The 24,124-nt window shown below is 62.8% G+C and carries 20 protein-coding genes and 1 riboswitch; of the genes, 16 read left to right on the top strand and 4 right to left on the bottom strand.

The features are described 5' to 3' along the window. Positions 1-52 precede the first annotated feature (52 nt). The 8 genes from LKX83_RS13350 to argH all read left to right on the top strand — a co-directional run bounded on the left by LKX83_RS13350 (position 53) and on the right by argH (position 10,044). The gene (locus LKX83_RS13350) at positions 53-982 is read left to right on the top strand and encodes a YitT family protein (RefSeq protein WP_227882765.1); all 930 of its coding nucleotides are present in this window, start codon (positions 53-55) and stop codon (positions 980-982) included. Between the two features lie 283 nt (positions 983-1,265). Continuing rightward, positions 1,266-2,324, top strand: coding sequence for an N-acetyl-gamma-glutamyl-phosphate reductase (gene argC / locus LKX83_RS13345; RefSeq protein ID WP_227882764.1), 1,059 nt, complete (start codon positions 1,266-1,268; stop codon positions 2,322-2,324). A 57-nt stretch (positions 2,325-2,381) separates the two neighbouring features. Beyond that, complete coding sequence (argJ, locus tag LKX83_RS13340) at positions 2,382-3,608, top strand: bifunctional glutamate N-acetyltransferase/amino-acid acetyltransferase ArgJ (RefSeq protein ID WP_227882763.1); 1,227 nt, start codon at positions 2,382-2,384, stop codon at positions 3,606-3,608. 12 nt (positions 3,609-3,620) lie between these two features. Next, positions 3,621-4,412 carry an acetylglutamate kinase gene (argB, locus tag LKX83_RS13335; protein ID WP_227882762.1) on the top strand — a complete coding sequence of 264 codons (792 nt, stop codon included), beginning with the start codon at positions 3,621-3,623 and terminating at the stop codon, positions 4,410-4,412. Positions 4,413-4,584: 172 nt separating this feature from the next. Next, complete coding sequence (locus LKX83_RS13330) at positions 4,585-5,769, top strand: acetylornithine transaminase (RefSeq protein ID WP_227882761.1); 1,185 nt, start codon at positions 4,585-4,587, stop codon at positions 5,767-5,769. Between the two features lie 36 nt (positions 5,770-5,805). Next, a complete protein-coding gene (gene argF, locus LKX83_RS13325) occupies positions 5,806-6,747 on the top strand; it encodes an ornithine carbamoyltransferase (RefSeq protein ID WP_227882837.1) in 942 nt (313 codons plus the stop codon). 33 nt (positions 6,748-6,780) lie between these two features. Then, positions 6,781-8,022: an argininosuccinate synthase gene (locus tag LKX83_RS13320; RefSeq protein ID WP_227882760.1), complete on the top strand. Its 1,242-nt coding sequence runs from the start codon at positions 6,781-6,783 to the stop codon at positions 8,020-8,022. A gap of 606 nt (positions 8,023-8,628) precedes the next feature. After that, on the top strand, positions 8,629-10,044 hold the full coding sequence (gene argH, locus LKX83_RS13315; protein ID WP_227882759.1) for an argininosuccinate lyase: 1,416 nt from the start codon (positions 8,629-8,631) through the stop codon (positions 10,042-10,044). Positions 10,045-10,236: 192 nt separating this feature from the next. On the opposite strand, the gene LKX83_RS13310 is transcribed toward argH, so the two are convergent. Further along, positions 10,237-11,703 carry a VanW family protein gene (locus LKX83_RS13310; RefSeq protein ID WP_227882758.1) on the bottom strand — a complete coding sequence of 489 codons (1,467 nt, stop codon included), beginning with the start codon at positions 11,701-11,703 and terminating at the stop codon, positions 10,237-10,239. A gap of 280 nt (positions 11,704-11,983) precedes the next feature. Here LKX83_RS13310 and ftsE point away from each other — a divergent pair, with 280 nt between their 5' ends. From ftsE to LKX83_RS13275, 7 genes are all read left to right on the top strand, one after another. Further along, on the top strand, positions 11,984-12,670 hold the full coding sequence (gene ftsE, locus LKX83_RS13305) for a cell division ATP-binding protein FtsE (RefSeq protein WP_227882757.1): 687 nt from the start codon (positions 11,984-11,986) through the stop codon (positions 12,668-12,670). Further along, entirely contained in the window at positions 12,660-13,577 is a 918-nt protein-coding gene (gene ftsX / locus LKX83_RS13300; RefSeq protein WP_227882756.1) for a permease-like cell division protein FtsX, read from the top strand. Before ftsE ends, ftsX begins: the two co-directional genes overlap by 11 nt. Positions 13,578-13,615: 38 nt before the next feature. Further along, a complete protein-coding gene (locus tag LKX83_RS13295) occupies positions 13,616-14,794 on the top strand; it encodes a murein hydrolase activator EnvC family protein (protein WP_227882755.1) in 1,179 nt (392 codons plus the stop codon). A 206-nt stretch (positions 14,795-15,000) separates the two neighbouring features. Beyond that, positions 15,001-16,503 carry a S41 family peptidase gene (locus LKX83_RS13290; RefSeq protein WP_227882754.1) on the top strand — a complete coding sequence of 501 codons (1,503 nt, stop codon included), beginning with the start codon at positions 15,001-15,003 and terminating at the stop codon, positions 16,501-16,503. 207 nt (positions 16,504-16,710) lie between these two features. Beyond that, positions 16,711-18,264 carry a PDZ domain-containing protein gene (locus tag LKX83_RS13285; RefSeq protein ID WP_227882753.1) on the top strand — a complete coding sequence of 518 codons (1,554 nt, stop codon included), beginning with the start codon at positions 16,711-16,713 and terminating at the stop codon, positions 18,262-18,264. A gap of 38 nt (positions 18,265-18,302) precedes the next feature. Further along, positions 18,303-18,407: riboswitch (guanidine-I (ykkC/yxkD leader) on the top strand. A 178-nt stretch (positions 18,408-18,585) separates the two neighbouring features. Further along, on the top strand, positions 18,586-18,924 hold the full coding sequence (locus tag LKX83_RS13280) for a DMT family transporter (protein ID WP_227882752.1): 339 nt from the start codon (positions 18,586-18,588) through the stop codon (positions 18,922-18,924). A 3-nt stretch (positions 18,925-18,927) separates the two neighbouring features. Beyond that, complete coding sequence (locus LKX83_RS13275; RefSeq protein WP_227882751.1) at positions 18,928-19,242, top strand: DMT family transporter; 315 nt, start codon at positions 18,928-18,930, stop codon at positions 19,240-19,242. Positions 19,243-19,757: 515 nt separating this feature from the next. On the opposite strand, the gene LKX83_RS13270 is transcribed toward LKX83_RS13275, so the two are convergent. Next, a complete protein-coding gene (locus LKX83_RS13270; protein WP_227882750.1) occupies positions 19,758-20,879 on the bottom strand; it encodes a TFIIB-type zinc ribbon-containing protein in 1,122 nt (373 codons plus the stop codon). 547 nt (positions 20,880-21,426) lie between these two features. On the opposite strand from LKX83_RS13270, the gene trpS reads away from it, so the two are divergent. Continuing rightward, on the top strand, positions 21,427-22,416 hold the full coding sequence (gene trpS, locus LKX83_RS13265) for a tryptophan--tRNA ligase (RefSeq protein WP_227882749.1): 990 nt from the start codon (positions 21,427-21,429) through the stop codon (positions 22,414-22,416). An 88-nt stretch (positions 22,417-22,504) separates the two neighbouring features. Here trpS and LKX83_RS13260 read toward each other — a convergent pair whose 3' ends face one another. Continuing rightward, positions 22,505-23,281 carry an OmpA/MotB family protein gene (locus LKX83_RS13260; protein WP_227882748.1) on the bottom strand — a complete coding sequence of 259 codons (777 nt, stop codon included), beginning with the start codon at positions 23,279-23,281 and terminating at the stop codon, positions 22,505-22,507. After that, positions 23,241-24,056, bottom strand: a complete 816-nt coding sequence (locus tag LKX83_RS13255; RefSeq protein ID WP_227882836.1) for a flagellar motor protein — start codon at positions 24,054-24,056, stop codon at positions 23,241-23,243. Before LKX83_RS13255 ends, LKX83_RS13260 begins: the two co-directional genes overlap by 41 nt. Positions 24,057-24,124 lie beyond the last annotated feature (68 nt).

Here is a 24,124-nt window from a genome sequence, read left to right as displayed (position 1 = left end):
CGGACCCGTTTTTGCTTGCCAGATTCCGCGTATCCGAAAGGAAGTCGCCATCATGTCCAATTCGTCCAGCCTCCCCCGGGGCGTACAGCTGCCTCTAGAGCTGCGCCCCAACAAACGCCGGCGCAAGCCGCGCTCCCGCGTCTTCCAGGAAACGACGTCGCTCCTCCTGCTGATCGCAGGCGCCTTCCTCGTCGCGTTCAGCTTCAATATGTTCCTCCTGCCGAACAAGATCGCCTCCGGCGGCGTGTCCGGCATCTCCGTCATCGTGAACGCGCTGTTCGCCATCCCGCCAGCCTACACCCAATGGGTGCTCAATATCCCGCTCTTTATCGCGGGCATCTTCGTATTCGGCAGCCGCTTCGGCGTGAAGACCGCCGTCGGCTCCGTCGTGCTGCCGCTCTTCGTCCTGCTCACCGCCCATTGGACGCCGCCGACGCAAAATCCACTGCTCGCCGCCATCTACGGCGGACTGGGCGTCGGGATCGGCCTCGGCCTCGTCTTTCGCGGGCGGGCGTCAACCGGCGGGCTGGACGTCGCCGCCCAGATCATCCATCGCCTGACGGGTCTTACGCTCGGCATTGCCGTCGCGACGCTCGACGGACTCGTCATCCTTTCCGCCGGCATCCTCATCTCCCCGGAGAACGCGCTGTACGCGCTGATCGGGCTGTTCGTCACCAGCAAGACGATCGACGTCGTCCAGACCGGCCTCCAGACGTCGAAAGCCGCCTTCATCGTCACGTCCCAGCCGGAGAAGGTAAGCCAGGCGGTGCTGATCGATCTGGATCGCGGCTTGACCAAGCTCCAGGGCGAAGGGGGCTATACCGGCGAGCAGCGACCGGTGCTGCTAACGGTCGTCGGGCAAAACGAGGTGTCCCGGCTCAAGGCGCTCGTCCGCGAAGCGGACCCCGGCGCATTCGTCATCATCACCAGCGCGGCCGAAGTGCTCGGAGAAGGATTTCATGATCATCCATTGAATAAATAATCATTCGGATGTATAATGATTCACATCGAGAAGCTGCGGACCGATCTGCCATTCGGCTTTAGACATCCCCGCCGGAATTCGGTACAATGGGGATGGTTTGCCATTTCCGCGTTTGCGGATACGGCGCGATATTCGTTCGAGTTCTTATTCATCCTTTATATGACACCTACGATTAACGGGCTTGGATCCGGAACAGCGAACTTGAACCGCATTCGGGCCTGAACCCGGACACGTGCCGCCTGCGGGCGGCGCAGCCTATTTTTCTAGCAGAGGAGCGTCTCCGATGTCATCATCCTCCCTCGTACGCGCCGCCATTATCGGTTCCACCGGCTACGGCGGCGTCGAACTCATTCGTCTGTTGGCCGCCCACCCGCGCGTGACCGTCACGTCGGTCGTCTCCTCGTCGAGCGCCGGCGAGCCTTTTGCCGCGGGATACCCGCATCTGACGGAGATCCGCACCGACACGCTCGACGCGATCGACCCCGCGCTCATCGCCGGCAAGGCCGACGTCGTCTTCTTCGCCACCCCGCACGGCGTCAGCACGAAGCTGGCGGCCGACTTTCTCGCGGCGGGGATGAAGATCATCGACCTGTCGGGCGACTTCCGGCTGAAGTCGAGAGAGACCTACACCCAGTGGTATAAAAAAGAAGCACCGGAGCAGGACGTACTGGACCGGGCCGTGTACGGCATGTGCGAGCTGTTCGGCGACGAGGTGGCGGGCGTGGACTTCGTCTCCAACCCGGGGTGCTTCCCGACGGCGACGACGCTCGGCCTGTATCCGGCCGTGAAGGCCGGCTGGATCGATCCCGACACGATCATCGTCGACGCCAAGACCGGCGTCTCCGGCGCGGGCCGGGGATTGAGCCTGAGCTCGCACTTCTCCGAAGTGAACGAGAACCTGAAGGCGTACAAGATCCACCAGCACCAGCATACGCCGGAGATCGAGCAGGTGCTCTCCCGCGCGGCCGGCAGGCCGGTGACCGCATCGTTCACGACACATCTGATTCCGATGACGCGCGGCATCATGAGCACGATGTACGCCTCGCTCGCGGACCGGAGCCGCACGACGGCGGACTTCGCGGAGCTGTATCGCCAATTCTATGAAGGCCGCAAGTTCGTCCGCGTCCGGCCGACCGGCACGTGGCCGGCAACCAAGGAAGTGTACGGCTCGAACTACTGCGACATCGGCGTGCTCGTCGACGAGCGGACGAAGCGTCTCACGATCGTGTCGGTCATCGACAACCTCGTGAAGGGCGCCTCCGGACAGGCCATTCAAAACCTGAACTTGATGATGGGCTGGGACGAGACGCTGGGTCTCGAATTCGTCCCGGTGTATCCTTGATCGTACGCATTTATCGGCATTTATACGCGGCAGGCGAAACGGGGGAACGGATTGACCATGGGGAAGCGGTATGACATCGTGCCCGAAGGCGGCGTGACGACGCCCAAGGGATTTACGGCAGGCGGATTGCATTGCGGATTGAAAAAAACGGACCGCCACGATCTCGGCGCGATCGTTTGCGAGGTGCCGGCGGCGGCGGCGGCGGTCTACACGACGAATTTGTTCCAAGCGGCCCCGCTGCAGGTGACGCGCGAGAGCCTGGCCGAGGAGGGCAAGCTGCGGGCGGTCCTCGTGAACAGCGGCAACGCCAACGCCTGCACGGGCGAGCAGGGCGAACGGGACGCGCACGCGATGCGCGCCGAGCTGGCCGAAGCGATCGGCGTGCCGAAGCATCAGGTGGCAGTCGCTTCGACGGGTGTCATCGGCGAGCTGCTGAAGATGGACCGCGTATCCGCGGGCATCGGGCAGCTGCCGGCTAGGTTGAAGGGAGACGCGGCGGGGGCCGAAGACTTTTGCCAGGCGATTCTGACGACGGATCTGGTGAAAAAGACCGCATGCGTGCGGTTCGACGTCGACGGCCGGACCGTGACGATCGCGGGCGCGGCCAAAGGATCGGGCATGATCCATCCGAACATGGCGACGATGCTCGGCTTCGTCACGACGGACGCGGAGATCGGCTCCGAGGAGCTTCAGGCGCTGCTGCGCGAGGTGACGAACCTGACGTTTAACATGATCACCGTCGACGGGGACACAAGCACGAACGACATGCTCGTCGCGATGGCGAGCGGGCTCGCGGGCAACCGGCCGCTGACGCGAAGCCATCCGGAATGGGATGCCTTTGCCGAAGGGCTGCGCTACGTGTGCCAGGAGCTGGCCAAGGCGATCGCCCGCGACGGCGAAGGCGCGACCAAGCTGATCGAGACGACCGTCGCGGGCGCGGAGAGCGACGAAGCGGCCCAGGCGATCGCCAAGACGATCATCGGCTCGAGCCTCGTCAAGTCCGCCGCGTTCGGCGCGGACGCGAACTGGGGACGCATCATCGCGGCCGTCGGGCGCGCGGGCGTGCCGGTCAACGTGAACACGGTCGACGTTCGCCTCGGCGACATCCTCGTGCTCGAGCAGTCGCGGCCGATTCCGTTCGACGAGGACGCGGCGCTCGCTTATCTGAAGGGCGACACCGTCGCGATCGACGTGAACCTTCATATGGGCGGCGGTCGCGCGATCGCCTGGGGCTGTGACCTGACCTACGACTACGTGCGGATCAACGCCGCGTACCGGACCTAGGAGGATCGCGGCATGGCGACGAACCGATTCGTGATGAAATGCGGCGGCAGCACGCTGGCGGCGCTGCCGGACGCTTTTTTCCAAGACCTGAAGGAACTGCAGGAAAGCGGCGTTCAGCCGGTCATCGTACACGGCGGCGGACCCGCCATTAACGAGACGCTCGGCAAGCTCGGCATCGAGAGCAAGTTCCTGAACGGCCTGCGCGTCACCGACGAAGCGACGCTCGACGTCGTGGAGATGGTGCTCGCCGGCCGCATCAACAAAGAAATCGTGCGCAAGCTGCAGCAAAACGGCGCCCGCTCGCTCGGCCTCTCCGGCACGGACGGCCGGCTTATCGAGGCGCGGCCGGTGGCGAATGCGAACGAGGTCGGCCTCGTCGGCGACGTGACCGGCGTCAACGCGGCGCTCATCGAAGGCGTCGTAGCGCTCGGCTACCTGCCCGTCATCGCCCCGATTGGCATCGACGCGGCGGGCCAGCGTTACAATATCAACGCCGACACTGCGGCGGGCGCCGTCGCCTCGCATCTGGGCGTCGACACGATGATCGTCGTAACGGACGTTCCGGGCATCATGCGGACGATCGAAGGCGAGAAGCGCGTGCTGCCTCAAGCGACGTTCGCGGATATCGAAGAGATGATCGCCAGCGGCGAAATCTACGGCGGCATGATTCCCAAGGTTCGCGCCGCGATGGCCTGCCTGCACGGAGATGTGCGTGAAGTGCTCATCGTCGACGGCTCCGCGCCCCGCGTGCTGAGCCGGGCGGTGCGCGAAGGCGGCATCGGCACCCGCATTTTGCGCGCTTGATTCTGCCGGACAGCAGGCATTCATCCGCCGACGGCGGATTTCTGGATAAGCGCATGAAGCGCCTGCCTGCGTAGGGCATCTGGCAATTTTGGCAGAAAAGCAGCAGGCAGCATGCAATCGGCAATAGGCATCACCCCGCCGACGGCGGATCCGAGGAGAAGGAGTGGGTAAAATGAGCAGCTTGTTCCCGACTTACGCGAGATATCCGATCACGCTCGTAAAGGGCAAAGGCAGCCGCCTATGGGATGACCAGGGCAAGGAATATCTCGACTTCATGGGCGGGCTGGCCGTGACCAGTCTCGGCCATGTGCCGGACGAGGTGAAGGACGCGATCGTTGCCCAGCTGGGCGAGCTTTGGCACATGTCCAACCTGTTCAGCAACCCGAACCAGGAGAAAGCGGCCAAGCTGCTCACGGACAACAGCTGCGCCGATGCGGTCTTCTTCTGCAACAGCGGCGCCGAAGCGAACGAGGCCGCCATCAAGCTGGCCCGCCGCTACCACCAGAAGGTGCTCGGCAACGGCCGCTACGAAGTGATCGCCTTCAACCAGTCGTTCCACGGCCGCACGATCGCGACGCTGACGGCGACCGGCCAGGACAAGGTGAAGGAAGGCTTCCTCCCGCTGCCGGAAGGCTTCGTGCACGTGCCGCTGCACGATCTGCCGGCGCTCGAAGCGGCGATTAACGACCGTACCGCGGCGATCATGCTCGAGCTGGTGCAGGCGGAGGGCGGCGTTATCGTGGTCGATCCCGAATTCCTGCGCGGCGTGCGCGAGCTGTGCGACCGCCACGGCCTGCTCCTCATCCTCGACGAGATCCAGACCGGCATGGGCCGCACGGGCAAGCTGTTCGCCCACCAGCACTACGGCGTCGAGCCGGACATCTTTACGCTGGCCAAAGGCATCGGCAGCGGCTTCCCGGTCGGCGCGATGCTGGGCAAGGCCAAGCTCGTCCCCGCCTTCGTCGCAGGCGCGCATGCCTCGACGTTCGGGGGCACGCCGATCGCCGCAGCGGCGGTCGCCGCCACGATCGAGACGATGCTGAAGCTGGACGCGCCCGGCCGTGCGGCCGAGGCCGGCGATTATCTGATCGGCAAGCTTCAAGAGGCGCTCGGCGATCTGCCGAACGTCCTTGAGATCCGCGGCAAAGGCCTATTGATCGGTATCCAGTGCGCCGGTCCCGTGGCGGACCAGGTCGCAGAGCTGCATCGCCGCGGCCTGCTCGTCGTGACGGCGGGTCCGACGGTCATCCGCCTGCTGCCGAGCCTCCTCGTCACCCATGAAGAAATCGACCGGGCGGTGAGCCTCATTGCCGCCGTACTAACCGAACAGGCGGCGGCGAAGACCGTCGCGCCTTAACGAGTAGGAGGGACTGTCTTGCAACCGACCGCAAACATGGAGGAACTTGCTTTGCAGCTCAAGGGCCGGGATTTTCTCGGTCTCGTCGATTACCACCCCGATGAAATCCGCTACCTGCTCGATCTGGCGATCGAGCTGAAGCGCAAGCAAAAGGCCGGCGAGATTTACCACCCCCTGAAGGGCAAGTCGCTCGGCATGATTTTCGAGAAATCGTCCACCCGCACGCGGGTTTCCTTTGAAGTAGGTATGTATCAGCTGGGCGGCCAGGCGCTGTTCCTCAGCAAAAACGACATTCAGATGGGGCGCGGCGAGACGATCCGCGACACGGCGCAGACGATGTCCCGCTACCTGGACGGCATCATCATCCGGACGTTCGGCCACCGCAACGTCGTCGAGCTCGCCCGGTCCGCGACCGTGCCGGTCATCAACGCCCTGTCCGACCAGTCCCATCCGTGCCAGGCGCTGGCCGATTACCAGACGATTCTGGAGAAGAAGGGCAAGCTGGAAGGGATCAAGATCGCCTACATCGGCGACGGCAACAACATGCTGCACTCCCTCATGATCGGCGCGAGCAAGCTCGGCCTGCATTTCGCGAGCGCTTCCCCCGAGGGCTATGAACCGGACGCCGAGCAGGTGCGCCTCGCCCGCGAGTTCGCCGGCGAATTCGGCGGCAAGGTCGACGTCCTGCGCGACGCCCGCGAGGCGGTCGAAGGCGCGGACGTCATTTATACCGACGTCTGGGCGAGCATGGGCTTCGAGGAAGAGCAGAAGGAGCGGGAGCGTGCCTTCAAAGACTACCAAGTGAACGAAGCGCTCGCCGGACACGCCAAGAGCGACTACCTGTTCATGCACTGCCTGCCCGCCCATCGCGGCGAGGAAGTGACCGAGGGCGTCATCGACGGCCCGAATTCCGTCGTCTTCGACGAGGCCGAGAATCGCCTGCACGCGCAAAAAGCGATCATGGCCGCCATCATGTAACCATTTTTCGAACAGAGGAGCGGTATCCCTACCATGGCTAAAGAAAAAATCGTGCTCGCCTACTCCGGGGGCCTCGATACGTCCGTCATCCTGACGTGGCTCAAGGAAACCTACGATGCCGAGATCATCACCTTCACGGCCGACATCGGCCAGCGCGAGGAGCTCGAAGGCCTCGAGGAGAAGGCGATCAAGACCGGCGCGTCCAAAGTGTACATCGACGATCTGCAGGACGAGTTCGCGAAGGACTTTATCTTCCCGATGTTCCAGGCCGGCGCGCTGTATGAAGGCCAGTACCTGCTCGGCACGTCCATCGCGCGCCCGCTGATCGCCAAGCGCATGGTCGAGATCGCCCGCGCCGAAGGCGCGACCGCCATCGCGCACGGCGCCACCGGCAAAGGCAACGACCAGGTCCGCTTCGAGCTGACGGCGGCCGCGCTCGCGCCCGACATTAAGGTCATCGCGCCGTGGCGCGACGAGGCGTTCCGTGCCGCGTTCCCGGGCCGCGCCGAGATGATCGCCTACGCCGAGAAGCACGGCATCAACGTTCAAGCCTCCGCCGCCAAGCCTTACTCGATGGACCGCAACCTGCTGCACATCAGCTTCGAGAGCGGCATGCTCGAGGATCCGTGGTTCGACTCCAGCGCGCCGGACGTGCAGGACATGTACGTGCTGAGCGTTTCGCCGGAACAAGCGCCGGACACGCCCGAATACGTCGAGCTCGACTTTGAAGCGGGCGATTGCGTAGCCATTAACGGAGAGCGTCTCACGCCGCTCGGCATCATGAACAAGCTGAACGAGCTTGGCGGCAAGCACGGCATCGGCCGCGTCGACATGGTGGAGAACCGCTTCGTCGGCATGAAGAGCCGCGGCGTCTACGAGACGCCGGGCGGCAGCATCCTGTTCGCGGCGCACCGCAAGATGGAGTCGCTGACGATGGACCGCGATGTCATGCACCTGCGCGACTCGCTCATCTCCAAGTACAGCTCGCTCGTGTACAACGGCTTCTGGTTCGCGCCGGAGCGTCTGGCGATCCAGGCGCTCGTGGCCGAGTCGCAGAAAAACGTCATGGGCACCGTCCGTCTGAAGCTGTACAAAGGCAACATCATGGCCGCCGGCCTCAAGAGCCCGGTCAGCCTGTACAACCCGCACATCGCGACGATGGAGGCCGATCCGACCCAAGCGTACGACCAGGGGGACGCCACCGGCTTCATCCGCCTGAACGCGCTGCGTCTGAAGGTATCGTCCGGCGTGAACGGCGCTTCCGGCCTGAACTAAAAGCGGCGGAAGGACGGCGAGCGGCCGGCGCGGCTTCCCCGTCGATATTCGGCGGCGGGGAGGCAAGCGTTTGGCACCGTTCGCTGGTTCGTTTCCGTCCCTCCAGGCCGCGGCGGACTGGAACCGTCGCCAACGGCCAAGGCCGGCAGGGAGCACCGCGGGCGCCGCGCGCCTTCGGGGCTCCCATTTTTGCCGTTTGGGACGGCGGACGGCTTGATCCTATCTTTGGGAGCTATTAGTTGCATATGTACCTCCATTTTGGGATCGTAAGGACGTTAAATGCGATTTAGTTGCATTTGTACAACTAAATTCCTGAAATAAGATCGAAAACGCGAGAATTCATGAAATTAGTTGTACTTTTGCAACTAAAGGGCGTAATTGGGCGAGATCGCGCGAAAAAGGATGTAAATTTGCAACTATTTACGGCAGGATGCGGATTTGCAATTATTCTCGGTAGGATGCAGGTTTGCAACTTTTCTCGGCAGGGTGCGGGTTGGCGAATCGCAAGTCGCGGAAGCAAGCCCGGACTTCCATGGGATCGCCGTTAGCGAGACGGCTAGCAAGCGCAGTCGAATATGCATAAAGACGAAAGGGGCAAACGCACGCATGAGCAAGCTATGGGGCGGACGGTTCACGAAAAAGACCGATCAGTTGGTTGAGGAATATACCGCGTCGATTCCATTCGACAAAGAGCTGGCCGAGGAAGATATTCAGGGCAGCCTGGCGCACGTCTCGATGCTCGGACACTGCGGCATCCTGCCGGCGGACGACGTCGAGAAGATCAAGGAAGGCCTGCTCAAGGTCCGCAATCGCATCCAGCGGGGCGAGCAGGAGTTCGCGATCGCGGACGAAGACATCCATATGAACATCGAGAAGGCGCTCATCGACGAGATCGGGCCGGTCGGCGGCAAGCTGCACACCGGGCGCAGCCGCAACGACCAGGTCGCGACGGACATGCACTTGTACCTGCGCAAGCGCGTCGTGGAATTCGTGGATCTGCTGTCCAAGCTGCAGAACGCGCTGATCGGACAGGCCAAGGCGAACCTGGACACCATCGTCCCGGGTTACACGCATCTCCAGCGGGCTCAGCCGATCCTGTTCGCGCATCATCTGATGGCGTACGTGTCCATGTTCGGCCGCGACATCGAGCGCTTGCAGGACAGCTACAAGCGCATCGACGCCCTGCCGCTCGGCGCGGGGGCGCTGGCCGGCACGACGTTCGCGATCGACCGGCACTATACCGCCAAGCTGCTGAACTTCGGCCGCGTCTACGAGAACAGCCTCGACGCCGTCAGCGACCGCGACTTCATCGTCGAGTTTCTGGCCGGCGCCTCGCTGATCATGACGCATCTGTCGCGCCTGAGCGAGGAGCTGATCCTTTGGTCGAGCACGGAGTTCCAGTTCGTCGAGCTGGACGACGCGTTCTGCACCGGCTCGAGCATCATGCCTCAGAAGAAAAACCCGGACGTGCCCGAGCTCGTTCGCGGCAAAACCGGACGCGTCTACGGCAACCTCGTCGGCCTGCTGACGGTGCTGAAGTCGCTGCCGCTCGCCTATAACAAGGATATGCAGGAAGACAAGGAAGGCATGTTCGACACCGTCAAGACGCTCCAGGGCGCGCTCCAGCTGTTCGCGCCGATGATCGAGACGATGAAGGTGCGCAAGGAGCGCATGCGCCGCGCCGTCGACCAGGACTTCTCGAACGCGACCGACATCGCCGATTTCCTCGTGAACAAGGGCTTGCCGTTCCGCCAGGCGCACGAAGTCATCGGCAAGACGGTGCTGTACTGCATCCAGCAGAACAAGTTCCTGCTCGACCTCACGCTGGACGAGTTCAAGCAGTTCTCGCCGCTGTTCGACGACCGGATCTACGAAGTGCTCCAGCCGGCGACCGTCGTCAATGCGCGCAACGTCTACGGCGGCACCGCGACGAACCAAGTGTCCGAAGCGATCGCACGCGCCGAGGCCGAGCTCGCCCGCACGCAGGCGTGGACGGCCGAGTACGAAGCCAAAAGCCGCTAATCTTACGCGAATGAACGCAAAGAGGATCCCCGAACCGCCCGGCAGGCGGCTTGGGGATCCTCTTTTGCCTAAGCGGCGCATAACAAGACAGGGGAGGGGAGACCGTGCCGTTCCCGGGACGGGCTGTATGCTTCGGGCGAGAACGCGCCTAAGCCATCCACGCTATTTCATCCATCGAACCGTTCGAGCCGCCTACACCGGCTCCACCGGCGCTTCCTTGCCACCTTCGCCTGCGTCCGGGGGAGGCGCTGTCTTGCCTTCCGGCGGGGCGACGCGCGGGTCGGTCGGATTCACGGCGACGATCCGGTCCTGCGCCCGGTAGGTGGAGCGGTTCAGCTTGTCGCGCGAGGCGAGCGCGTCGTCGACGTATTTGAGCCGGAACGTGTCGACGACGAACCCGGCTGCACCGTTCTCGAGCACTTTCGTCTCGCCGGGCGCGACGCCTTCGTCCCGCACGTAGGTGAGCTTCGGCTCAAGCACCTTCACTTGCTCCGTTTTCAGCTCGTAGCGCACATGCTCATCCATCGTGCCGAACAGCTTGACGGTCAGCTTTTTGTCCGAGACGACCGTCTTGATCAGCAGCAGCTTGCCGGTTTCGTTGCGGAACCGGAAGTCGATGTAGCCTTCGGCGAACGTAGCGTCCATGCCCGCGGGCAAATAGCTGACGGGAAGCGAATGGTTCCGGCGCTCGACGATGCCGATGCCCGAGACGCGGAGGATGGCGTTGTACAGCGTGCTGGACACCTGGCAGATGCCGCCTCCGATGCCGGGCGTCAGCTTGCCCTTGACGATGACGGGCGCTTCCCGGTATCCGTACGCCTTCTCCGCTTTGGCGACGATCTCGCCGTAGGAGAATTCGTCGCCCGGCTTCAGCAGCGTGCCGTCCAGCGCCATCGCGGCCGCCGTCACGTTATGCGAGCGGCCTTCGCCGCTCGTCGAGAACGACGTCGTGAACTCGGCGATTTTGCGTTCGAGTCCTTCGTCGCGCAGAGAAGCCACCGTCACCTCGGGTTGGACGGGCACCGTCGGCAGCTCGAGACCCAAGGCGCGGATGCCGCCGCTAGAAGCGCCGTCCGCATCGGCGAGCGATCGGGGCGCGCCGCGCTTCACCGCTTCGAACAATCCCGCGACGTCCAGCGAGGCGCCGGCGACTTCAGGCGTATAGACGACTTCGTCCCGCTCGTTGATCGTCCGCGCGGCGTTCTTCGGGGCGATCTCGGCCTCCGCCGCCCAGCGCGCCTCCGCCCGGTCCGCGAATGTCTCCTCGTCCCACGTCACGCCGAGCGGGTAGCTCTCCAGCAGCTGGCGTTTGACTTTCCCCTTCGTCCACCAGCCCGCGTCCCGATACCGTTCGAAATCGCGGAGCGCCTCGTCGGCTTCGACCGCCATGCCGAGCTCGCGCAGCGTATAAGCGTCACCGTCCGCCCGCGCGGCTTCTTCGCCTAGCGAGACGCGCTGACTCACCAGCGCTTCCGTCCGGGACCTCACGAGCGCAATCGCGTCCTCCGCCTCCATGCCGCCGACCGCCAAGCCGCCTACCGTCAGCCGCTCGGGCAGCCGGCGGTCGGCGTCCCGGCTGAACGCGTACCCGCTGGCGGCCCCCGCGCCCAGCGACAAGGCGACGAGGACGGCGGCGGTCCACCTCCACGCTTTTCTCATTGGACAACCTCCATCCCAGAATCATCCAGAATAGCAACTGCGATCCAATTACTAGACGTATCGAACCGACGAAACGTTTTTCCTAAAGATTAGAAATTTCTAAAAAAATTCGTGCGACCCAAGCCCCATGGCGCTTGCCGGGTTTCGACAAGACCGAGAAAACTGCGGAGAATGATCGACAAATAAAGGATTTTATTGCATGATGTCGAAGTACCTAAAGTCCAAGTCAAGCCGAAATTTTCCACCAGCATACCGAATCAGTCCGACAGGAAGTGATTGCATGATCGAAATGCACGACATCTGGAAGACGTATCCCGACGGCACCTCCGCGCTCCAAGGCGTAAGCGTCGTCATCGACCGGAACGAATTCGTCTACGTCGTCGGGCCCTCGGGGGCCGGCAAGTCGACCTTCATGAAGCTCATCTACCGGGAAGAAGTGCCCACCAAGGGGCAGCTTTCCGTGAACGGGTTCAATATAGGCAAGCTGAAGCAGCGCAAAATTCCGTACGTCCGCCGCAATATCGGCGTCGTATTCCAAGATTTCCGCCTCCTCCCCAAATTATCCGTCTTCGAGAACGTCGCCTTCGCGATGGAGGTCATCGAGTCGCCGAAGCGGCTGATCCGCAAGCGGACGATGGAGGTGCTGGATCTGGTCGGCCTGAAGCACAAGGCTGCCAGCCTGCCGGCCCAGCTCTCGGGCGGGGAGCAGCAGCGCGTCGCCATCGCCCGCGCCATCGTCAACAACCCGTCCGTCATCGTGGCGGACGAGCCGACGGGCAACCTCGATCCGGAGACGTCCTGGGGGATCATGAAGCTGCTCGAGGAGATCAACTTCAGAGGCACGACCATCGTCATGGCCACGCACAACAAAGAGATCGTCAACTCCTTGCGCAAGCGCGTCATCGCCATCGAACGGGGCATGATCGTCCGGGACGAGCAGAGAGGGGAATACGGCTATGAAGCTTAACACCCTCCTGCGCCATGTTCGCGAAGGCGCGAAAAACGTATTCCGCAACGGATGGATGTCGTTCGCATCCATGGGCTCGATCGTCGTCTCTTTATTCGTACTCGGCGTCTTCATGCTTCTTGCGCTGAACGTCAACAAGCTTGCCGACCAGTTCGACAGCCAGGTGCAGATCAGCGTCTTCCTGCAGACCGGCACGAATCAGTCGAAGATCGAAGAGGTCGAGCGCCTGATCGGCCGGGTCCCCGAGGTCAAGAAGGTGACCTTCATTTCCAAGGAAGAAGGCCTGAACCGGCTGCGCGAGAGCCTCGACGAGGATGCCCGCAGCGCGTTGGACGGCTACGAGAAGGAAGACAATCCGCTGCCGGACGCGTACGACGTCGAATTGTTCGACCCGCAGCAGGTCGCCTACGTCGCCAAGCAGATCAAAGCGATTAACGAGACCGACGCGTCGAAGCCGATTCTCGGCGTCAAATATGGCCAAGGCACCGTCGAAAAGCTGTTCCGCATTACCAACGCCGTGCGCAATATCGGTCTGGTCATCGTCGCGGGACTTGCCGTGATGGCGATGTTCCTCATTTCGACGACGATCAAGATGACGATTCTGGCCCGGCGCCGCGAGATCGGCATCATGAAGCTGGTCGGCGCGACGAACAACTTTATCCGCTGGCCGTTCTTCATCGAAGGCGTGCTGATCGGGGCCGGGGGTTCGGCGATCACGACCGCGCTTCTGCTCTACGGATATTCGAAGCTCATCAAGACCGCGCAATACGATCTGGGGCTCATGCTGATCCAACTGGCCGAACTGAAGGAAGTCGGATGGATGGTAGGCGGCACGCTGCTCATCTTGGGCACGCTGCTCGGCATCTGGGGAAGCGTCGTCTCCGTACGCAAATATTTGAAAGTATAGTCGTCCGTCGCCCTTGAACCATTTGAAGGAGGACAGCCGTGAAGAAGCGATTGTTGGCCCTGACGGCCATGCTGGTAGGTCTGGTGTTCTTGCTCCATCCTTACGACAGCTACGCGGAGACGAGCCTGCAAAAAGTCGAACGGGAGCTCAAGCAGATACAGGCGCAGATGAACGAGGCGGCCAAGAACAAAAAGGATGCCGAGAAAAAGACGGTCCATCTGAACGCGCAAAAGCAAGCGACCGCAGCGGATATTAACCAACTGATGGCGCAAATCCAGAAGGCGGGCGACGACCTGGACGCGACCCAGAACAAGATCGACGCCGCCGAAGCCAAGCTCCTGAAGACGACGGCCGAGCTGGAAAAAGCCGAGAACGCCCGCGCGAACCGCGACGAACTGCTCAAAAAGCGGATTCGCCTTATGTATACAAATGGGGCCGTCTCTTATGTGGACGTCCTGATGAGCTCGACCAGCTTCAGCGACTTCCTGAACCGGTTCCAGTCGCTGCAGTCGATCATGCAGCAGGACAAGGACGTGCTCGAGCAGACCAAGTCCTACAAAGCGCTGGTCGAGGACAAAAAGGCGCAGGTCGAGCAGGAGTTGGGCAGCGTTAAGACGCTGTATGGCGAGATGGCGACTCGCAAAGCCGACCTTGAGGCTAAAGAAAAGGACAAGGAAGTCCTCGTCGCCAGCCTCACCAAGCAGATCGAAGAGACCGAGGACATCAGCGAGGAAGCCGAAGCGGCGCTCATGGAGTTCGGGAAAAAGTACTCCAAGCTGCTCGAGCAAAAAAACGCGCTTAAAAACTACTACAAGGGCGGCAAGCTCGGCGTACCGCTCAAAGTCAACTATCGCATCTCTTCGCCGTTCGGCTACCGGACGCATCCGGTCTCGGGCGAGAAGAACAAGCTCCACACGGGGATGGACATGGCCGCGCCGAACGGCACGTCGGTCTATGCCGCGGAATCGGGCGTCGTCATCGTCGCGCAAACGTGGAGCGGGTACGGCAACTGCATTATTATCAACCATGGCGGCGGCCTCTGGACGCTCTACGGCCACTTGAAGCCGGGCGGCATCCTGGTCAAGAAGGGCGAGACGGTCAAGCGCGGCGAGAAGATCGGTCTCGTCGGCATGACCGGCACCGCGACGGGGTATCATCTGCACTTCGAAGTACGCAAGGACGGCACGCCGGTCAACCCGGCGCCATATCTGAAGTAATTTATCGCGTTCAGCGCCACACAGCCGTTGCAGCCCCGCGTGCCAGCAGGGGGCTGGCGGCTGTTTTGGCTTTGCCGACGCCACTCTTTTTTATTTACCCATGCGACATGTTGCCATATCGCCTTTGCACGATGGATAATGATGGAAGAAGACACATAGGTTAGATTAGGACGGGACGAGTCAGGGAAAGCGGAGGAGGAGCGACAGTGCTGCTGCGGGGCCGTACGGTATTGGGGCTGATGGCGGGCACGGCGGTCGTTGCGTGCGCGGCGACCGTCGGCGTGCTGAGTTGGACGAACGAAACGCCCCTATGGTCTGCCGCGCGCACGCAGCATGTCCAAACGGACGATTCGCCCGCTTCGCGGCCGGGACATGGGCTGTGGGACGAACGGCAATGGGACAAGCTGGACAAAGCGCTGGCGCTTATCGGGAGCAAGGCGCTCCAGACGCCGGACGGGGACAAGCTGCTGGACGGCGCGATCAAAGGGATAGTCGGGGCGCTAAGCGACCCTTATAGCGATTATATTCCAAGCAAGGAAGCGGACAAATACACCGACAAGCTCCGGGGGACGTTCAGCGGAATCGGCGCCAAGCTGGAGCCGGACGGCGACTTGTTCGTCGTCGTCGACCTGATGAAGGACTCGCCTGCCGAACGCGCGGGCTTGCGGTTGAAGGACGTGCTCTTGTCCGTCAACGGTCAGTCGCTGAGCGGGCTCAGTCTCGAGGAGGCGACGGCGAAGGTCCGCGGTCCGAAGGGGACGAAAGCCAAGCTCGTCGTCCGCCGTCCGGGGACGGAAGCGCCACTGCACCTGGAGCTGGTGCGAGAGGTTCTCGACTACAAGACGGTCGGCAGCGAGCTCGGCGCCGACGGCGTCGGGCGGCTGTGGATCAGCTCCTTCACGTTCGATACGGGAGAGCGCGTCGCCCAGGAGCTGGAGAAGCTGGAGGCCGGCGGCATGAAGGCGCTCGTCCTGGACGTGCGGCACAATCCGGGCGGCGTGCTGGCGTCGGTGCTGGACGTAGCCTCCCAGTTCGTGCCCGGCGGACGGACGATCGTCGTCTACGCGTCCGCCGACGGCGTTCAACAGCCGGAGAAAGCAACGGGCGAACCCGAACGGGGCAAACCTTACCCGGTCGTCGTCCTGATCGACCATGAGACGGCCAGCGCGGCGGAGATTCTGGCCGGCGCGCTGAAGATGACGATCGGGGCGACGCTTGTCGGGGAGACGACCTACGGCAAAGGCACGGTGCAGATTAGCTACGAGGATCTCGGCGATGGCAGCCTTGTGAAGCTGACCGTTTCCAAGTGGCTGCTGCCGGACGGCACGTCGATCGACCGCCGAGGCGTGCGGCCGGACGCGGAGGTCGTACAGCCGGATTATTTCGCGGCCGTGCGGCTGACGCGAGGTCAGGTGCTGAAGCAGGATCAGATCGGCGACGAGGTGCGGAACCTGCAGTTGCTCCTCGCGGGGGCGGGATGCCCGGCCGACCGTCAGGACGGCTATTTCAGCGAAGGAACGCGGGAAGCCGTCGCGAAGTTCCAACGGCTTTCGGGCTTGCCCGAGACGGGAGCGGTCGACGATGCGACGGCGGAACGGCTGGAGGCTGCATCGTTCGCGGCGAAGCAGGACGAAGCGCACGACAAGCAATGGCAGGAAGCGCATGCGCTGGCGCTGCAGGCTGCCGGAGTCGGCGGGAAAGCCCGATAGGCAGCCGGGTAGTCGATGGGCCGAGAAGCGCTGGGGCGGTTAGTTAGGCTTGACGCCGGACGCGTTTGGGAAAGCGGACGCGGAGGCGCGCGCGGTTCGGGAGGCAGGATTTCGCCCGCGCGGCGTCGAATAGTCGAGGGAAAGGAAGCGCCATGCGGACCGAGCCGGCCGAGCAGATCGAGGAAGCCGGCGGCGGAGCGGAAGGTTGTGACAGAAGACATGGAGCTTGTGCTCGATTGGCTGCGGACAGCGGGGCAGGCCTTGGCCGGATTGTTCACGCTGCCGTATTTTTATATCGCGTTGTTGATCGTCTGGTGGCACGGCCGCCAGCAAGTCGTTCTTCAGCGCCAGCTGTTCCACGTGCGGCTGCGCGGGAGCATTCCGATGATGATCGGCAGATCCGTCGCGGGTTTGGCGGTCGGCGCGGCGTTGTCCGCGCTCGGCTTCGCCGCGGGAGCGAATCTGACGCAGGAGACGCTTCTTTGCGTTTGGGCGGCGACGATCGTGCTGGCGATCTTCCGGCTGCACTACATCTGTCTGGCTTATGCGGCAGGTGCCCTCGGCGTCGTGCAGGCATTGCTGGCATGGACGGGGTTGGAGTCTCGCGCCGGCGAGACGCTCGCTCCCGTCGCGCGCGCGCTGGCCGGGATCGACGTGCCGGCGCTGCTGTTTCTCGCCGGTCTGCTGCATATCGCGGAAGGCATTCTCGTGCGCGCGCAGGGAGCGCGCTATGCGACGCCGCTGTTTCTGGAGGGCAAGCGGGGCAAGCCGGTCGGCGCGTATTCGCTGTCCGGCGTCTGGCCCGTGCCGCTGCTCTGGCTGATTCCGACCGCGGGCGGAGCGGGGCTGTCGCTGCCGTGGACGCCGCTGTTCGGCCTGGACGGCGCGGGCGGGGCCGCCGCATCGGCGGCCGGCTGGACGCTCGCGGCGTTTCCGGTGCTGATCGGCTTCAGCGAGCGGACGGAGACGCGCTGGCCGGGCGACAAGGCTCGCGAAACCGCGCGCGGCCTCGTCGTCTACGGCGCGGCTGTCGCCGCGCTGGCGGCCGGCGCGGCTTTCTGGGCGCCGCTGACGGTTGCGGCCGCGCTCGCGGCTTTCGCGGGCCATGAAGGGCTGCTGCTGCGCGGGCGATTCAGCGAGCGCGGCCGGCAGCCGGTCTATGTGCAGCGCGGACGCGGCGTGACGGTGCTGGCCGTGCTTCCGGGGACGCCCGCGGCGGAGATGCAGCTCGAGGCGGGGGAGATCGTCACCAAGGTGAACGGCATGTCCGTCCGAAGCAAGGAGCAGCTGCATGCCGCGCTGCAGCTTCAATCGGCGTTTTGCAAGCTCGAGGTGCTGAACCGCGAGGGGCACGTGAAATTCGCGCAGCGCGCGCGGTACGCGGGCGAGCACTATCAGCTCGGCTTGATCCTCGCGCCGGACGAGGACGCCGAGTATGTCGCAGCCCCGCGTGCGGCTTCGCTGTGGCAGGGGCTGCGGCATGCCGGCGCGCGGCTGCGCGGCGAGCGCGGGGCCGGCTTGACCGGCGCTCGGGACGAGACGGCTGCGGCCGTGGAGGACGCGAGCACGGTTGCGGTTGAGGTTCCCGGAGAAAGGGGAGCCGGGGTGCAAGACGTCGGCGAGCCGGCGACCGGCGAAGCGGTGGCCGCCAGCGAGTCGACGGCGACCCGCGAGACGGGGACCGCGCTGCCGCCGGCAGTTGTCGCCGCGCCGTCCGAGCCGGGCTTGCCCCCGCGGCGGAGCCGGCGCGGTACGAGTTGACACTTGACACGTCATGTCAACGCGTACTAAGATGAGAAAGATTCGTTCTCTAGGGTTCCGCGGCGCGCGCCGGTCTGGTCCAAGGGAGAACGCGCAGTCCCGTTAAGCGGGAGGCGTCACGGAGGGACAAAAGCCCGGGAGTATCAGGATGTTCGGTCTCCATCAACGACGGAAGTTGATGAAGCGCCGAGCATGCCGATGCTCCCGGGTATTTTTTTATGCCGATATCTTTTCTGATCGGCGTAAAGCCCGCTTCGGACCGTTCCACGGCCGTGATTCCCGCGCTTTCCTGGGGCATCCTGATCAGAGGGGGTTGACATCATGAGTCGTCATTGGTTGTTATTGTTGATCGCGGGCTTGAGCGAGATCGGGTGGGTTTCCGGCCTGAAGCACGCGGACCAGATCTGGGAGTGGGCGTTGACCGCCGCCGCGATCGTCTTCAGCTTTGGCATGCTGCTGTACGTTTCGCGTGTGCTGCCGGTCGGCACCGTCTATGCCGTGTTTACGGGGATCGGCGCGGCGGGCACCGTGATCGGCGAATCCGTCTTCTTCGGCGTCAATCTCGATGCGGGCAAGCTCGCGCTCGTTATCGTCCTCGTGCTCGGCATCGCCGGGCTCAAGATGACGACGGGCCATGTCCCCGCAAGGGAGGAGGAGTAGGCGATGGCTTGGATCATTCTCATTCTCGCCGGATTGGGCGAGGTCGTCGGCGTCCTCGGTCTGAACCGGCTGAACGTTCGCCGGAACATCGGCGCCTGGACGCTCATGCTGGGCGGATTCGCAGCCAGCTTCGTCCTGCTGACGATTGCGATGAATTCGTTGTCGATGGGCACCGCGTACGCTGTCTGGACCGCGATCGGCACGATCGGCGCCACGGTGATCGGCATGTTGTTCTACGGCGAATCCCGCCAGCCGCGCCGCCTTTTTTTCCTCGCGCTGGTTGTCGGAGCCGTGATCGGGCTGAAGATCATGGAATAGGCATCCCAATGCATAAGGCGATCCTGCGGTTCATGCGTGAAGCACGGACCGGCAGGAGCGCCATTCTGATTTTTGGGGAATGTAGGTAGTTTACATACGCACATTGGTACCCCGCCAGCTTTTTTCGACGAATGTAGGTAGTTTGCATACGCACATCGGAGCTCGGCCGGCTTTTTCGAGGAATGTAGGTAGTTTACATACGCACATTGGTGCCCCGCCAGCTTTTTCGACGAATGTAGGTAGTTTGCATACGCACATCGGAGCTCGGCCGGCTTTTTCGAGGAATGTAGGTAGTTTACATACGCACATTGGTGCCCTGCCAGCTTTTTCGAGGAATGTAGGTAGTTTACATACGCACATTGGTGCCCCGCCAGCTTTTTCAACGAATGTAGGTAGTCTGCATACTTACATTGGTGCCCCGCCAGCTTTTTCGACGAATGTAGGTAGTCTACATACGCACATCGGCGGTGGTCCTTACTTTTCGATGGTTGGAGAACGGATGAACGGATTCAACCCTAAACAGATGCATTCGATCCGTACGCGATGTACAGACCGATCGCGCCGAGCACGACCGCCAGGCAGACCAGGACGAACAACGTGATCTTGACCCCGCTTCGAGGGACGCGACCCGAAACGAGGCCCGTCTGGCCGTTGACCATAAAGCGGTAGGGCTTGGCCTTGTATACGTAACGGGCGTTCCACACCGGCAGCAGCAAATGCTTAAACGTGCGGTCGCCGTAGTCCGTTCCGATGCGCAGTCCCCGAATTTCGTCGCCGCCGATCTTGGAGCGGATTTCCTTCGACAGCGTCTCATGCATTCTTTCCTCCGCCCGCTGCCAGCCGTCGGCCCGCGACACGGAATAGCGCTCCGCGATGAACCCGCTCAAGTACTCCGGTTTGTACGGCAAAAGCTGCGCCAGATCAAAGTTGCCAAGCTTCTCCAGCAGCTCGGCGTCGTATTGGCCGGAGGCGGGCACGAGAACGTCGTCGAACGACCTGCCGTACACGCCGCTGGTCGAATGCCAAACGGTATAGCGCTCCTGCTCCGTGTATCTTTCTGTTTTCCCGTTCACGGTGCGGGTTTTGGTGACGGTGCGATAATGATGAACGCCGACTTCGGCTGAGTAGACGGACGTCGTTTCCGCGTCGAACGTCCAGTACGGGACGTAGATCCCGGTCAGCTTGGCGTCGATGTCGCCTTTCTTGAAGGCGTTCGGCACGAACCAGCGCTTGCGTTTCCAGGCGTAAAAGCGCTCCGCCGCGGCCTTCACGGAGAGGCGAAAGGGGATGACCGATTCCGGGCGAATACTGCGCGAGCCTTGCTGGACAAGGACCTTCGGCGACCCGCAAAACACGCACGAAGCCGCCGTCTGCGTCGCCGGAATGAGCGATTGCCCGCCGCATTGCTCGCATTGCATCGCCTGTTGGGCGACGCCCCAATCAGTCCCCGCCGTCTCGTCCGCGTCATCGTCCGTCAGCCGATGCTCCTTCGGCGCGAGCAGGACGTTTTCGATCGGCTGATCGGTTCCGCAGTAATCGCATTTAAGTCGTTGGCTGTCCGCATCGAATCTTGTCGGTCCACCGCAAGCCGAACAAGGAAATCCGATCGCGGAGATCGCCTGGGTATCGATAGCCATAAGCCTGCCGCTCCTCCGATTCGCCCTCGACGGCGAACGACGCAGGGCGACAACATTTTCCACCATTATAAACGGAAAGACGGCCGGTGAGCTTCTTTTTTTTCGGAAAAGGCTGCCGCAGCCTTCCTTTTGTCGCGAGCATTGTGTTATCATGACATCCATATACGCTGCGCGATGATGAAGAAGAGTAATCGCCGGGAAGACCCAGAGAGCCGACGGGTGGTGCGAGTCGGCGTCCGAACGGCGGCGAATGGGCTTCGGAGCGTCCGATCCGATCCGTCCGAGACGGGGTAGGTGAGGCGGGCGTCTCGCCGATACAAGAGACGGGGCATCGAACGATGTCTGGCCAAAGAGGGTTCGCCGACGCATGCGCGGCGGGCCAATAAAGGTGGTACCGCGAAGCGACAACTTCGTCCTTTAACGAGGACGGAGTTTTTTTGTTTTCCGGAAAGGAGGTGATGGCCGATGGATGACGGCTGGCGTTGGCGAAAACAGGTCAGGTGGATCATGACAAACCGTTTCAAAACCATATGGAGGAGGATTTTCGATGCAACAACGCGTATTAACCGGCGACCGGGTCACGGGCAAGCTGCACCTCGGTCATTACCTCGGCAGTCTTCAAAACCGGGTCCTGCTGCAAGAGCGGCATGAATGCTTCGTCATGCTGGCGGACGTGCAGGCGCTGACGACGCATTTCGACCGGCCCGGACTTATCCGCGACCACCTGCGTCAGGTGGCGCTGGATTACCTTTCCGTGGGGATCGATCCCGGCAAGTCGACGATGTTCGTCCAATCGCTCGTTCCCGAGATCGCGGAGCTCACCGTGATCTTCTCGATGTTCGTCACCGTCAACGCACTGAGGCACAATCCCACGATCAAGGCCGAGGCTGCCGCGCACGGCTATACGGACCTGTACTACGGCTTTTTGGGCTATCCCGTCAGCCAGGCGGCGGACATCGCCTTCTGCAAGGCGACGCTCGTCCCGGTCGGCGAAGACCAGATTCCGCATATCGAGCAGACGCGGAAGATCGTTCGCCGCTTCAACGATCTGTACGCCCCCGTCCTTGTGGAGCCGCAAGCGCTGGTGGGCGATCGGCTGGAAGGGCTCGACGGGACCGGCAAGATGAGCAAAAGCCTCGGCAACGCGATCGCGCTCGATTGCACGACCGAGGAGCTGGAGGTTAAGGTGAAGCGGGCCAAAACGGATCCGAGCCGCATCCGCAAGGACGATCCCGGCCACCCCGACGTCTGTCCCGTCTACGGCTATCACCGGTCGTTTAACCCGGACGAAGCGGGAGAGATACGCGAAAGCTGCGAGAAGGGAACGATCGGCTGTACGGCGTGCAAGGCGAGTATCGTTCGGGCGCTGGACGGACTGTTGAAGCCGCTGCGGGAACGAAGAAGCCGGTACGAGGGGAAAGACGCATTTCTCGACGAGATGTTGATCGACGGCACGGAGCGGGCGCGCGCGATCGCCAAGACGACGATGGGCGAGGTGCGGGAAGCGATGAAGATCGACTACTTCGCGCGAAAATAAAAGAATCGGATGCCCGAACGCCCGGCAGCCGCCCAGGAAAAGTCCGGGGAGGGCTGCCGGGCGTTCGGCTTGTCCGCTCGGAAGACGCTTAGGAGCGCTGCGCCTGCCGCAGCACGAGAATTTCGACGCGGCGGTTTTTTTGGCGGTTCGCTTCCGTGTCGTTCGGGGCGATCGGCTGCGTGTCGGCATAGCCGGCGATTTCGAAGACGTCCTCTTTTAGCTTTTTCTCGTCGACGAAGTAGCGCAGCACGGACAGCGCGCGGCCGGCCGACAATCCCCAGTTGTCCCTGTAGACGGCGCCGTCCTGCAGCGGGAGGTTGTCGGTGTGGCCCTGGATGGAGATCGGATTGTCGAGGTCGGCGAACAGGCTGGACAGCTTGTCCAGGACGGGGCGCGCGTCCTTTTTGAGATCGGCTTTGCCGAGATCGAACAGGAAACGGTCCGACAGCCGGATCGCGATCCCTCGGGGCGTGTCTTCGACGAACACCTGCGTCTCCAGATGATTGGCCTTGACGTACGCCTGGACGACCTTCAGCAGATCCTGCAGTTGCTGCTCATGCGCCTGGATCTTCACCTCTCTGGCGGAAGAAGGCTCGGGGGAGGCGGAAGGCGCCGGGGTCCGGTACTTGGCCGCGTCGGTGGAGCCGGTCACGCCGGAGCCGAGCTCGAGGACGGTGTCGGCCTGACGGAACTGGAGCTGCAGCGAAGCAGCCAGCGAATCGTACTTTTTGATGTCCAGCTGGCTCATCGCGTAAAGGACGACGAAGAAAATCATGAGCAGCGTGATGAGATCGGCGTACGTGATCAGCCAGCGTTCGTGATTGTCATGCGCGGCTTGCTTGCGCTTGGTCCGGCTCCGCCGCATCGGACGCCACCTTCTTCCCCTGCGGAATGTCCTCCAGCAGCATGAAGGAGGTCAGCTTTTTGCGAATGAGATTCGGGTTCTCCCCGGCCTGGATGGCGAGGATGCCTTCCAGCATCAGCTCCATCGTTTGCACCGTTTCCGCCGCGCGGGCGCGAATTTTCGAGGCGATGGGGAGATAGACGACGTTCGCCGACGCGACGCCGTACAGCGTCGCCGTGAAGGCGACCGCGATCGAAGGTCCGAGCGAGCCCGGGTCCGACAGGTTGCCGAGCACGTGGATCAGTCCCATGACGGTGCCGATAATTCCCATCGTGGGGGCGAAGCCGCCCGCCGAATCGAAGATTTTGGCCTGTTGCTCGAGCTTCCGCTCGATCGCGTCGATCTCGACCTCGAGAATTTGCCGGTTCAGCTCGGGGTCGGTGCCGTCGACCACCATTTGGAGACCGTTGCGCAGGAAGGGCGTCGGATGCTCGACGACCTTGTTCTCCAGCGCCAGCACCCCTTCGCGGCGGGCGACCGTCGCGAAATCGACGAGATCGTCGATGATCGCTCGCGAGTCTTGCGCCTGCGGACGGAACGCCAGCCGCAGCGCCTCGGGAATTTGTTTGAGCCGCTGAGCGGGATGGCTGACCGCCACCGCGGCGAAGGTGCCGCCGAAGACGATCAGCAGCGCGGACTTCTCGATGAGTCCGCCCCAGTGACCGCCCTCCCACAAGAACCCGCCGATAAGCGCGGCGAGCCCCGCGAGGATGCCCCACGACGTCGTGTGATCCAGCCGTTTCAATGAGATCGCTCCTTTTTGACGGCGTTCCCTCTAATCGGTATAATAGACGGGAACACATA

It is taken from the genome of Cohnella baijiui, assembly GCF_020731285.1.
Classification (GTDB): Bacteria; Bacillota; Bacilli; order Paenibacillales; family Paenibacillaceae; genus Cohnella.
The sequence above is the reverse complement of the archived record's forward strand: the minus strand, read 5'-3'. Positions and strand labels throughout refer to the sequence as shown.